Below are 11,655 nucleotides of genomic sequence, written 5' to 3'. Positions count from 1 at the left end.
AATCCCCGCCCCTTCGGGGCGCCCCCTTTACTAAAGGGGGCTCTCGTATCGATGGGCGCGCGGAGAGTTGGGCGGTCGTTTTTCGCTTTCGCTTGGAAGCCCTCTCCCGCCTGCGGGAGAGGGTTGGGTGAGGGCGCGCGAGGCTCGTGCGCCTGCGCAAGCCGCGGCGGCTGGCCTCATCCGGTCCCCCCGCCTTCGCGGGGGCCACCTTCTCCCGCACGCGGCAGAAGGGCTCGGTCGGCGGTATGGGCTCGATCCGTCGCTACGCGTGGTTATTGCGCCGCGCCGATCTGCTTCATGAAAGCCTGGTTGTCCCAGAACAGCCACTCTTCGACCATTACCCCTTTTTCCCACCTCCCGATCGTGGCCATCTCCAGCTTGAAGCGCTTCTGGGTCGGGGCCAGGGTCTTGCCGTCGCCCAGCGCCATCGGCTGGCTGAAGGTGCCCTCCATCACTCCGGTCACCGCGGTCAGGTTGCCCTGGGCGATCTTGATCGGGTGAACCTTGATCTTGGTGTCGGGGGCGAAGGCGAACTGCGGCTTGAGTTCGGCGATGTGCGCGTCCAGGCCGGTGGTGGTGCGGCCGTCGGGGTAGTGCACGAGGATGTTCTGCGCGTGGCTCTTATGGAAATCGTTCCACTGCTGGTTGCTGTAGTGGACGAAGTCGAGCTCATCGAAGGTCTGCAGGTTGCGGTCCTGCTGGGCCTGTTCGGCCTGCATGCGCTTGAGGATGGTCGCGTCGGCGGCCGCCGCGGTCAGGGGCGCGCGGTCGGGCGAGGCGCGGTTGCAGCCGGCTGCGAACACGGTGGCCAGGGACAGGGCCAGCAGGCCGGCGCGCAGGGGCGGGGTGGACATGGGGCGGAACTCCGGGAAACGGTGCCGGCCACGCTAGGCCCTGTTACGTGAACCCGATGTCGGACTGGGCCACCGCCGCATTGCGTCCATGTCGATAGTTGCCAGCGATCACGCTGGCAAATTCGATCTTCTGCGCCGATCTTCGTCTTTTGCTGCACAGCAGCATGGGCCTCGGTATGCCCAGGCAACTGTGACGGAGTTCGCGCCAGGGTCACTTTGTGACGTTCAGAGTCTCAAAATATGAGACGAAACAAAGGGTAGTGGATAAGTCTTGAATAAGACTCTGAAGTTCGCCGCAAGCCATTGATGCGCCTAGCGAAATTTGGCCCGGAAAGTTGTTGACAACCCTGTGGGCCCTGCTAATGTGGACATCCGAGGGAAAACCTGGGTTTTAGTGGTTTTCGGAGGCCAATCGCCCAGCCGGGCGAAAGAACTGAGGTGACCCGTCCGGTAGAGACGGGAGCCGCAAAGGTGCGCAATGTTCCAAGGCGAAACCGCCATCACGATCGACGACAAGGGCCGGCTGGCGGTGCCCACCGCTTACCGTGACCTTGTCGCGCGCGAGTGCGACAACCGCCTGGTCATCACCTACAACCCCTTCGAGTCGGGCTCTCTCTATCTGTATCCGCTGTCGATCTGGGAACGCGTTCGCGACCAGGTCAACAAGCTGCCCAAGGTCAAGCAGGTCAATCGCAACATGCAGCTCAAGCTGGTCGGCGCGGCGGCGTTCGTCGAACTCGACGGCAACGGCCGCATCACCGTCCCGGCCAGCCATCGCGCCGCGGTCGGCATCGAGAAGAAGGCCGTATTGCTGGGCATGGGCGACAAATTCGAACTTTGGAGCGAGCAGGCGCACCACGCGCAGATCCGTCAGACCATCACCGACGACGATCTGAGCGACGAACTGCTCGACTTGCAGCTATGACGGGCGGTGGCATGGAACGCACGCACGCGCGATCCGGCCACCTTCCCGTGATGTACCGGCAGGTGCTTGAAGGCCTGCGGGTGCACGGGAACGGAGCCTATCTGGACGGCACGTTCGGACGCGGCGGGCATGCCCGCGGCGTGCTTTCGCAATTGCAGGCCGGAGGCCGGCTACTGGTGATGGACAAGGACCCCGAAGCGATCGCCGTGGCCGAAAGCGAGTTCGGCGGCGATCCGCGCGTGTCCATCTATCGCGGCAGCTTCGCCGACCTGGCGCAGTGGGACGCGACCGCGGCCGGTCTGGACGGCGTGCTGCTCGACCTGGGCGTGTCCTCGCCGCAACTGGATGTGGCCGAACGCGGTTTCAGTTTCGGCAAGGACGGCCCGCTGGACATGCGCATGGACCCGGACAACGGGCTCAGCGCGGCGCAATGGTTGGCCAAGGCGGGCGAGAAGGAGATCGCGGACGTGTTGTGGACGTATGGCGAGGAACGGCAGAGCCGCAAGATCGCGCGCACCATCGTGGCGCGTCGCGACGGGCAGCCGTTGACCCGCACCGCCCAGCTCGCCGACCTGATCGCCTCGGTGATGCCGCGCGGCGACCAGAAGATCCATCCGGCCACGCGCAGCTTCCAGGCCATCCGCATCTTCATCAACCGCGAGCTGGCCGATCTGGAACTCGGCCTGGACGCGGCGCTGGCGCGGCTCAAGCCCGGCGGCCGGCTGGCGGTGATCAGCTTCCATTCGCTGGAAGACCGCATCGTCAAGCAGTTCATCCTGCGTCACTCCAAGGCGCCGCCGGCCAACCGCCGCATGCCGGTGGAGATCGACTTCACCCCGACCCTGCTCGCCATCGACGGCGCGCAGAAGGCCGAGTGGGAGGAAACCGCCGACAACCCGCGCGCGCGCAGCGCCGTGTTGCGCGTGGCCGAGAAGCTGGGGGAGCCGGGAATCGGGAATCGGGAATCGGGAATCGGAACGGCAAAAGCCGCCGCCGCTTTCGATGCGCCCGCGGCCCTGCTTTCCCGATTCCCAATTCCCGATTCCCGATTCCCGGCGCCACCGCCAGGAGGCGCCAAGTGATGCGCCTGCTGCTGGCCCTGCTGATCGTCGCCAACGTGGTGTCCGCGCTGTTGGTGGTGTTCGCGCGCCATGAGCATCGCCAGTTGTTCGTGCAGCTCAACAAGCTGCAGCGCGAACGCGACGAGCTCAATATCGAATTCGGCCGGCTGCAACTGGAGCAGGCCACCTGGGCGGAGAGCAACCGCATCGACCAGGTCGCGCGCGAGCGCATCGGGATGAAATTTCCCGAAGGCGGCGAAACCGTGGTGATCCGGCCATGAGCGCGCGCAAGAACAAGCGCCCCGGCCGCAGCGGTCCGCTCGACCGCGTGCTGGGCGAGCGCGGCAATCGCGGCGGCGGCCTGGACCGGCTGGTCGAGAACCTCGGCGAAGGCTTCTCGCGCTTGCGCGAGGAGCGCGCGCGCGCGGCCGGCAACAAGCCGCGCAACCGCAACGCCCAGTTCAACCTGCGCAACCGCCTGATCCTGGTCGGCGGCGCGCTGGGCCTGTGCTCGCTGGCGCTGCTGGGTCGCGCGCTGGACCTGCAGGTGATCAGCAACGACTTCTATCGCCAGCAGGGCGATGCGCGCTCGCTGCGCGAGATTCCGATTCCGACCTCGCGCGGCATGATCACCGACCGCAACGGCGAGCCGCTGGCGGTGTCCACGCCGGTCGAATCGATCTGGGGCAATCCGAAGGAACTGGCCAAGAGCCCCGAGCGCCTGCCGGAGCTGGCCAAGGCCCTGGGCGTGGCGCCGGACGAACTGACCCGCAAGCTGTCGCAGCGTTCGGGCAAGGAATTCATGTACCTCAAGCGCCGGATCAATCCGGACGAGGCGCGCAAGATCCTGGCCTACAAGATTCCCGGAGTGTTCTCGCAGCGCGAGTTCCGCCGCTTCTACCCGCAGGGCGAAGCGATGGCGCACGTGCTGGGCTTCACCAACATCGACGACCGCGGCCAGGAAGGCCTGGAGCTGGCGTTCGACCACGAGCTGCGCGGCAAGCCCGGCACCAAGCGGGTGATCCGCGACGGCGCCGGCCGCATCGTGGAGAACGTCGATCTGGTGCAGTCGGCCGAACCGGGCAAGGACATCACCCTGACCCTGGACCGGCGCATCCAGTACCTGACCTATCGCGAACTGCGCCGCGCCCTGATCGACACCGGCGCCAGCAGCGCGTCGGCCGTGGTCCTGGACATCGAGACCGGCGAAGTGCTGGCGATGGCCAATCTGCCGACCTACAACCCGAACATGCTCGGCGCCGGCAATCGCGACACCCATCGCAACCGCGCGATCACCGACGTGGTCGAGCCGGGTTCGACGATGAAGCCGATCACCGTCGCCGCCGCGCTCAACGCCGGCACCGTCAAGCCGACCACCCTGGTGAACACCTCGCCGGGCTGGATGCCCAATGGCCGCTACCGCATCACCGACACCCACAACAACGGCGTGTTGACCGTCACCGGCGTGATCACCAAGAGCTCGAACATCGGCGCGGCCAAGTTGGCGCTGCCGTTGCCGAACGACTACTTCTATAAGTTCATCCGCAACTTCGGCTACGGCAGCAAGCCGGGCAGCGGCTTCCCGGGCGAATCCTCGGGCCTGCTCGCGCCGCCGCAGCGCTGGAGCGGCACGACCAAGGCGACCATGGCCTACGGCTACGGCCTGTCGGCCACGCCGATGCAGATCGCGATCGCCTACGCGGCGATGGCCAACGGCGGCAAGATGATTCAGCCGACCTTCGTCAAGGGCCAGTCCAACGAAGCGCATCAGGTGCTCGACCCGGTCGTGGCCGGCGAAATCATGCACATGATGCAGACCGTGACCGAGCCCGGCGGCACCGCCAAGCAGGCCGCGATCCTGGGCTATCACGTCGCCGGCAAGACCGGCACCACGCGCAAGTTCAGCGCCACCGGCGGTTATTCGAAGAAGTACGTGTCGCTGTTCGCCGGCGTCGTGCCGGTGGAGAAGCCGCGCTTTTCGATGGTGGTGGTGGTCAGCGAACCCGATCCGACCAAGCGCGGTTACTACGGCGGTTCGGTGTCCGGCCCGGTGTTCCGCAACGTCATGGACGGCGCGCTGCGCCTGATGGACGTGGCGCCGGACGACATCGAAACCTGGCTGGCGGTGCAGGCCGCGGCCGAGGCCAAGCGGCTCAAGCTCAACGGCGGCAAGCCCACCGGCCCGGTGGTTCCGGCCGCGACGGCGGCGGCCCATGCGGTCGCCTCGCCGCCGCCCATCGCCGCCAGCAGCGTCGCGCAGGCCGCGGCCCACGGAGGCGCACGATGAGCCGCCTCATGGCCCTGGCCGAACTGCTGCCCGACATCGCCGGCATCCCCGGCGATCTGCGCATCACGGGTCTGGTGATGGACAGCCGCGCGGTGCGTCCGGGCAATGCCTTCGTGGCGATCGCCGGCTTCGGCGCGCACGGGCTCAAGTTCGTCGAACAGGCGCGCGCGCAGGGCGCGGTCGCGATTTTGTTCGAACCGCCCGCGCCCGAGGACATTCCCGCGCCGGACGATGCGATCGCGGTGCCCGGGCTGCGTTCGCGCCTGGGCGCGATGGGCGACCAGTTCCACGGCCGCGCGACCGAAGCGATGACCGTGGTCGGCGTGACCGGTACCAACGGCAAGACCTCGACCGTGCAGTTGATCGCCCAGGCCTGGGCCTTGCGCGGCATCCGCTGCGGTACCGTCGGCACGCTCGGCGCCGGCCTGTACGGCGAGATCGTCCCGACCGGTTTCACCACCCCGCTGGTGCTGCAGCTGCACGAATTGCTGGCCGACATGCACGACGCCGGCGCGCAGGCGGTGGCGATGGAAGTCAGCTCGCACGCGCTCGATCAGGGCCGCGTGGCCGGCGTGCATTTCGACGTCGGCGTGTTCACCAACCTCACCCGCGATCATCTCGACTACCACGGCGACATGGCCAGCTACGGCGCGGCCAAGGCGCGTTTGTTCGGGTGGTCGGGGCTGAAGGCGGCGGCGATCAACCTGGACGACGAGTTCGGCCGCGAACTGATCTCGCAACTGCCCAAGAGCGTGCGCGCGATCGGCTTGAGTTCGCGCGGCCGCGACGGCGCCACGCTGCGCGCCGAGGCGTTGACCTTCGACGGCCGCGGCATCGGGTTCGATCTGGTCGTCGCCGGTAAATCGCATCCGGTCGCTTCCAAGCTGCTGGGCCGCTTCAACGTCGACAATCTGCTGGCGGTGGCCGGCGCGCTGTACGCGCTGGACGAAGCGCCGGCGCGGATCGCGCAGACCTTGTCGCAGCTCGAACCCATCCACGGCCGCATGAACCGCCTCGGCGGCGACGGCGTGCTGCCGCTGGTGGTGATCGATTACGCGCACACGCCCGACGCGCTGGAGCAGGCCCTGGCCTCGCTGCGCGCGCACGCCAACGCGCGCCTGATCTGCGTGTTCGGCTGCGGCGGCGAGCGCGACCGCGGCAAGCGCCCGCAGATGGCGGCGATCGCCGAACACGATGCCGACCTGGCCATCGTTACCGACGACAACCCGCGCGGCGAAGACGGCGACGCCATCGTCGCGGACATTCTCGAAGGCTTCCGCGATCCGCAGCGCGCGGTCGTGCTGCGCGATCGCCGCGCGGCGATCGAATACGCGATCGGCGAGGCCGGCCCCGACGACATCGTGCTGGTGGCCGGCAAGGGCCACGAGCCTTATCAGGAAATCCACGGCGTGCGCCATCCCTTCGACGACACCTTGATCGCACAGGCCGCGCTGGAAAGCCGCGAGCCGCGCAAGGACGCGCCTGTGTCGCCGGCCCTCGACGGGGAGGAGCGGGCATGAGGCGCCTGCTGCTGTCCGAAATCGCGCGCATGACCGGCGGCCGCCTGCACGGCGAAGACGCCGCGATCGATGGGGTCGCCACCGACACCCGCGCGCTGCCGGCGAGCGGCGCGGCCTTGTTCGTCGCGCTCAAGGGCGAGCGTTTCGATGGCCACGATCATGTCGCCAAGCTGGCCGGAGGTTCCGCAGCTGTGGTCGCCGCCTTGGTTGCGCGCGAGATCGACGCGCCGATCGCGCAGGTGATCGTCGCCGACACCGAGCGCGCGCTGGCCGATCTGGCCACCACCGTGCAGTCCACCCGCGACACCCGCGTGGTCGCGATCACCGGCAGCAACGGCAAGACCAGCGTCAAGGCGCTGACCACGGCGATCCTGGAACAGGCCGCGCCGGGCCGCACCTATTCGACGCCGGGCAACCGCAACAACGAAATCGGCCTGCCGCTGGCGGTGCTGGACGCGCCGGAAGACGCGCAGTTCGCCATCTATGAAATGGGCGCGGGCAAGCCCGGCGACATCGATTACCTGGTGCGCATCGCGCGCCCGCAGGTGGCGCTGGTCAACAACGTCGCGCCGGCGCATCTGGAGCGCATGGGCAGCCTGCTCGGCATCGCCGACACCAAGGCGGCGATCTACGACGCGCTGCCGTCGTATGGCGTGGCCGCGATCAACGCCGACGACGCGTTCGCGCCGTATTTCGAGAATCGCGCTTCGGGCCGCACGATCATCCGTTACGGCATCGATGCGACCGCGGACGTGACGGCCCGGGAGGTTCGCGTCGGGCCCGAGGGTTCTGCGTTCGTGCTGGTCACGCCGATGGGCGAGGCCAGGATCGCGCTGAAGCTGGTGGGGCGCCACAACGTGCGCAACGCGCTGGCCGCGGCCGCGCTGGCCTTGGGCGCGGGCGTGTCGCTGGACACGATCGCCGCCGGCCTCGACGCCGCGCAGCCGGTCGATGGCCGCCTGATCACCCATCGCCTCGACAACGGCGCGGTGCTGATCGACGACAGCTACAACGCCAACCCGGGCTCGACCGCGGCCGCCATCGACACCCTGGCCGAGATGGCCGGCGAGAACTGGCTGGTGCTGGGCGCGATGCGCGAAATCGGCAACGAGGAAATCGCCATGCACGCCGAGATCGGCCGCCGCGCCAAGGCCGCCGGCCTGCGCCGCCTGTTCGCGCTGGGCGAGCTGCCCAGCGCCGCCGCGCAGGCGTTCGGCGAAGGCGCGCAGGTATTCGACAGTCACGATTCGCTGGCGCGCGCGCTCGACGCCGAGCTGCGCGAGGGCGTGCGCGTGTTGGTGAAAGGTTCGCACAGCAGTGCGATGGACAAGATCGTGACGGCGTTGCTGTCCGCGCACACACCCGCAACGGGGAAGGGGACGACGCATGTTGCTTGAACTCACTCGCTGGCTCGAACAACTGCAGAGCCTGTTCGGTCTGTTCGGCTATCTGACCTTCCGCGGCATCCTGAGCGCGTTGACCGCGCTCGCCCTGTCGCTGTGGTGGGGCCCGGCGGTGATCCGCAAGCTCGCCCAGTACAAGGGCGGCCAGCCGATCCGCCAGGACGGCCCGCAGAGCCACTTCTCCAAGGCCGGCACGCCGACCATGGGCGGCGCGCTGATCCTGATGACGGTGCTGGCCTCGGTGCTGCTGTGGGGCGACCTGCGCAACAGGTACGTGTGGCTGGTGCTGGCGGTGATGCTGTGCTTCGGCGCGATCGGCTGGTACGACGACTGGATCAAGATCGTGCGCCGCGATCCCAACGGCCTGAAGTCGCGCTGGAAATATCTGCTGCAGTCGATCTTCGGCCTGGCCGCCGGCGCGTTCCTGTACTTCACCGCCGATCCGGCGGTGGTCGCCAGCACCACGTTCTATGTTCCGCTGATCAAGGCGGTGGCGATTCCGCTCGGCGCCGGCCTGATCGCGGTGGCGTATTTCTGGATCGTCGGCTTCTCCAACGCGGTCAACCTCACCGACGGCCTGGACGGGCTGGCGATCATGCCGACCGTGCTGGTGGCCTGCGCGCTGGGCGTGTTCGCCTACGCCTCGGGCCACGCCGAGTTCTCCAAGTACCTGCAGATTCCGCAGGTGCCCGGCGCCGGCGAGCTGGTGATCATCTGCGCGGCGATCGCCGGCGCGGGTCTTGGATTCTTGTGGTTCAACACCTATCCGGCCATGGTGTTCATGGGCGACATCGGCGCGCTGGCGCTGGGCGCGGTGCTCGGCACCATCGCCATCATCGTGCGCCAGGAACTGGTGCTGGTGATCATGGGCGGCGTGTTCGTGATCGAAACCCTGTCGGTGATGATCCAGGTCGCCTCGTTCAAGCTCACCGGCAAGCGCGTGTTCCGCATGGCGCCGATCCATCACCACTTCGAACTCAAGGGCTGGCCCGAGCCGCGCGTGATCGTGCGCTTCTGGATCATCTCGGTGGTGCTGGTCCTGGTCGGTCTGGCCACGCTCAAGGTCCGCTGATGGAAAATTCCGCACGCCAGGCAACCCGGCTCGACGCCATCCACGGTCGCTACGACCCGTGGCTGCTTTTCGTGTCCGCGGCGCTGGCCTGCGTCGGCGTGGTGATGGTCGGTTCGGCCTCGCTCGGCGTCGCCGCGACCCATGCGGTGGATCCGTTCTACTTCCTCACCCGCCATCTGATCTTCCTCGGCATCGGCCTGGGCCTGGCGTTCTGGCTGATGCGCACCGAGCTGAAGACCATCGAGCAGCACAACCAGTGGCTGCTGCTGGTGTGCGTGGTGCTGTTGCTGGCGGTGTTCGTGCCGGTGATCGGCAAGCAGGTCAACGGCGCCAAGCGCTGGATCAACCTGGGGCCGGCCAGCTTCCAGGCGGTCGAGGCGGTCAAGCTGATGTACATCGTCTGGCTGGCCAGCTACCTCAAGCGTTTCAGCGAAGATATTTCCGCGACCTGGGGCGCGATGCTCAAGCCGATCGGCGTGGCCATCGTGCTGGTCGGCCTGTTGCTGATGCAGCCCGACTTCGGCTCGTCCTCGCTGCTGCTGGCGATCACCGCCGGCATGCTGGTGCTGGGTGGCGTCAACATGCCGCGCATGTTCGGGCCGGTGCTGATCGGCCTGCCGGTGCTGGCGGTGATCGCCATCGCCGAGCCGTACCGCGTGGTGCGCCTGACTTCGTTCCTCAATCCCTGGGTCGATCCGTTCGGCACCGGCTATCAGCTGACCAATGCGCTGATGGCGGTCGGCCGCGGCGAATGGACCGGCGTCGGCCTGGGCGCGTCGGTGCAGAAGCTGTCGTACCTGCCCGAGGCGCATACCGACTTCATCATGGCGGTGATCGCGGAAGAGTTCGGCTTCGTCGGCGTGTGCGCCGTGGTCGGCCTGTACATGCTGTTGTCCGGGCGCGCGCTGTGGATCGGATTGAAGTGCGTGGAAATGCGCCGCCACTTCTCCGGCTATGTCGCTTTCGGCATCGCGCTGTGGATGGGGCTGCAGAGCTTCGTCTCGATCGGCGTGAACCTGGGCCTGCTGCCGACCAAGGGCCTGACCCTGCCGATGATTTCCTACGGCGGCTCCAGCGTGGTGATGAGCTGCGCGGCGCTGGCGGTGCTGTTGCGCGTGTCCTACGAACTCGACCGCGCCCAGCGCCAGGTCGCGCGCCTGCGCGGCGAAGCGACTCAGCCCGCGGCCGGCGCGCCGGCGACCGCGAATCCGATTCCGTCCGCCGCCGGTGCCAACAGCGCGCGCGGCAGCGACGCCGCGCGCGGCACCAGCCGCCTGCGCGAGCGCGTCGAGCCGACGCTCGGGAGGTCCGCATGAGCGCGCTTCGTTCGAGCGAGCGCCCGGTGATGATCCTGGCCGGCGGCACGGGTGGACATATCTTCCCGGGGCTGGCGGTGGCCAAGGCTTTGCGCGGCCGCAACGTCCCGGTGTGCTGGCTGGGCGCCGACGGCGCCATGGAAACCCGCCTGGTGCCGCAGCACGGCATCGATATCGACACCCTCGCCATCAGCGGCGTGCGCGGCAAGGGACTGGCGACGCTGTTGCGCGCGCCGTTCCGGCTGGCGGCGTCGGTGCGCGCGGCGCAGCGCGTGCTGCGCCAGCGCCAGCCGCGCGCGGTGATCAGCTTCGGCGGTTACGCCGCCGGCCCCGGCGGCATCGCCGCGCGGCTGGCCGGTCTGCCGTTGATCGTGCACGAACAAAATCGCGCGCCGGGCCTGACCAATCGCGTGCTGTCGCGCTTCGCCCGGCGCGTGCTGACCGGGTTTCCGGACACCTTCGCCAACGTCAGCGAAGAAGTCGTCGGCAATCCGGTGCGCGCGGAAATCGCCGGCATCGAGCCGCCGGCGCAGCGTTTCGCCGATCGCAGCGGTCCGCTGCGCCTGCTGGTGCTCGGCGGCAGCCAGGGCGCGCGCGCGCTCAACAGCGCGGTGCCGCAAGCCATCGCCGGCCTGCGCGGCCGGGTGCCGTGCGAAGTGCGGCATCAGTGCGGCGAGAAGCTGCGTGCCGATGCCGAGCAGGCGTATGCGAAAGCCGGCGTCATCGCTTCGGTCGAACCTTTTATCGCCGACATGGCGGCCGCTTACGGTTGGGCCGATCTGGTGGTCTGCCGCGCCGGCGCGCTGACCCTGGCCGAACTGTGCGCGGCCGGCGTCGGCAGCGTGCTGGTGCCGTTCCCGCAGGCGGTGGACGACCACCAGACCAAGAACGCGCGATTCCTGGTCGATCGCGGCGCGGCGCAGTTGCTGCCGCAGGCCGGCGAAGACCTGGGCGCGCGCCTGTCGGCGACGATCGAAATCCTGGCCGAGCGCGGCGTACTGCTGCAGATGGCGCAAGCGGCGCGAAACATCGCCAAACCCGACGCGGCCGATCGCGTCGCGCAGATTGTGCTGGAGGTGGGGCGATGAGCCGCTTCGCTGACGGGAATCGGGAATGGGGAATGGGGAATCGGCAAAAGCCGGGTGCCCGGCCATTCGCGCCTCGTGCCACCGGCAAAGTTTCAAATCGCGACGCAACCCGCTTCACCCGATTCCCGA

The 11,655-nt window shown here is 68.2% G+C and carries 10 protein-coding genes; 9 read left to right on the top strand and 1 reads right to left on the bottom strand.

The annotated features are described in order from the left end of the window. Positions 1-272: 272 nt before the first annotated feature. Complete coding sequence (locus J7J50_RS21655; protein WP_215059398.1) at positions 273-854, bottom strand: ester cyclase; 582 nt, start codon at positions 852-854, stop codon at positions 273-275. Positions 855-1,332: 478 nt separating this feature from the next. Here J7J50_RS21655 and mraZ point away from each other — a divergent pair, with 478 nt between their 5' ends. Genes mraZ through murG form a run of 9 tightly spaced genes read left to right on the top strand, consistent with a single transcriptional unit; the run spans position 1,333 to position 11,526 of the window. Beyond that, positions 1,333-1,779 carry a division/cell wall cluster transcriptional repressor MraZ gene (mraZ, locus tag J7J50_RS21650; protein WP_057944121.1) on the top strand — a complete coding sequence of 149 codons (447 nt, stop codon included), beginning with the start codon at positions 1,333-1,335 and terminating at the stop codon, positions 1,777-1,779. Positions 1,780-1,790: 11 nt separating this feature from the next. Next, positions 1,791-2,861, top strand: a complete 1,071-nt coding sequence (rsmH, locus tag J7J50_RS21645) for a 16S rRNA (cytosine(1402)-N(4))-methyltransferase RsmH (RefSeq protein ID WP_251047328.1) — start codon at positions 1,791-1,793, stop codon at positions 2,859-2,861. Then, positions 2,858-3,121: a cell division protein FtsL gene (gene ftsL / locus J7J50_RS21640; RefSeq protein ID WP_215059394.1), complete on the top strand. Its 264-nt coding sequence runs from the start codon at positions 2,858-2,860 to the stop codon at positions 3,119-3,121. Before rsmH ends, ftsL begins: the two co-directional genes overlap by 4 nt. Continuing rightward, entirely contained in the window at positions 3,118-5,127 is a 2,010-nt protein-coding gene (locus J7J50_RS21635; RefSeq protein WP_215059392.1) for a penicillin-binding protein 2, read from the top strand. Before ftsL ends, J7J50_RS21635 begins: the two co-directional genes overlap by 4 nt. Positions 5,128-5,135: 8 nt before the next feature. Continuing rightward, positions 5,136-6,647 (top strand): UDP-N-acetylmuramoyl-L-alanyl-D-glutamate--2,6-diaminopimelate ligase, encoded by a 1,512-nt coding sequence (locus tag J7J50_RS21630; RefSeq protein WP_215059504.1) that lies wholly within the window; start codon positions 5,136-5,138, stop codon positions 6,645-6,647. Beyond that, positions 6,644-8,044: a UDP-N-acetylmuramoyl-tripeptide--D-alanyl-D-alanine ligase gene (gene murF, locus J7J50_RS21625; protein ID WP_215059390.1), complete on the top strand. Its 1,401-nt coding sequence runs from the start codon at positions 6,644-6,646 to the stop codon at positions 8,042-8,044. Before J7J50_RS21630 ends, murF begins: the two co-directional genes overlap by 4 nt. Beyond that, complete coding sequence (mraY, locus tag J7J50_RS21620) at positions 8,034-9,122, top strand: phospho-N-acetylmuramoyl-pentapeptide-transferase (protein WP_215059388.1); 1,089 nt, start codon at positions 8,034-8,036, stop codon at positions 9,120-9,122. Before murF ends, mraY begins: the two co-directional genes overlap by 11 nt. Beyond that, positions 9,122-10,438, top strand: a complete 1,317-nt coding sequence (gene ftsW / locus J7J50_RS21615; RefSeq protein WP_215059386.1) for a putative lipid II flippase FtsW — start codon at positions 9,122-9,124, stop codon at positions 10,436-10,438. Before mraY ends, ftsW begins: the two co-directional genes overlap by 1 nt. Beyond that, a complete protein-coding gene (gene murG / locus J7J50_RS21610) occupies positions 10,435-11,526 on the top strand; it encodes an undecaprenyldiphospho-muramoylpentapeptide beta-N-acetylglucosaminyltransferase (RefSeq protein ID WP_215059384.1) in 1,092 nt (363 codons plus the stop codon). Before ftsW ends, murG begins: the two co-directional genes overlap by 4 nt. Positions 11,527-11,655: the final 129 nt, after the last annotated feature.

Origin of the sequence: Lysobacter sp. ISL-50 (assembly GCF_018612875.1) — a bacterium.
Taxonomy (GTDB): domain Bacteria; phylum Pseudomonadota; class Gammaproteobacteria; order Xanthomonadales; family Xanthomonadaceae; genus Lysobacter.
Note: the sequence above shows the minus strand (reverse complement) of the source record. Positions and strands in the feature narration are given on the sequence as shown.

Bases quoted from the DNA above. Each gene is read 5' to 3' on its own strand.
- J7J50_RS21655 (WP_215059398.1), bottom strand. From the start codon at position 854: ATGTCCACCCCGCCCCTGCGCGCCGGCCTGCTGGCCCTGTCCCTGGCC.
- mraZ (WP_057944121.1), top strand. From the start codon at position 1,333: ATGTTCCAAGGCGAAACCGCCATCACGATCGACGACAAGGGCCGGCTG.
- rsmH (WP_251047328.1), top strand. From the start codon at position 1,791: ATGGAACGCACGCACGCGCGATCCGGCCACCTTCCCGTGATGTACCGG.
- J7J50_RS21635 (WP_215059392.1), top strand. From the start codon at position 3,118: ATGAGCGCGCGCAAGAACAAGCGCCCCGGCCGCAGCGGTCCGCTCGAC.
- J7J50_RS21630 (WP_215059504.1), top strand. From the start codon at position 5,136: ATGGCCCTGGCCGAACTGCTGCCCGACATCGCCGGCATCCCCGGCGAT.
- murF (WP_215059390.1), top strand. From the start codon at position 6,644: ATGAGGCGCCTGCTGCTGTCCGAAATCGCGCGCATGACCGGCGGCCGC.
- mraY (WP_215059388.1), top strand. From the start codon at position 8,034: ATGTTGCTTGAACTCACTCGCTGGCTCGAACAACTGCAGAGCCTGTTC.
- ftsW (WP_215059386.1), top strand. From the start codon at position 9,122: ATGGAAAATTCCGCACGCCAGGCAACCCGGCTCGACGCCATCCACGGT.
- murG (WP_215059384.1), top strand. From the start codon at position 10,435: ATGAGCGCGCTTCGTTCGAGCGAGCGCCCGGTGATGATCCTGGCCGGC.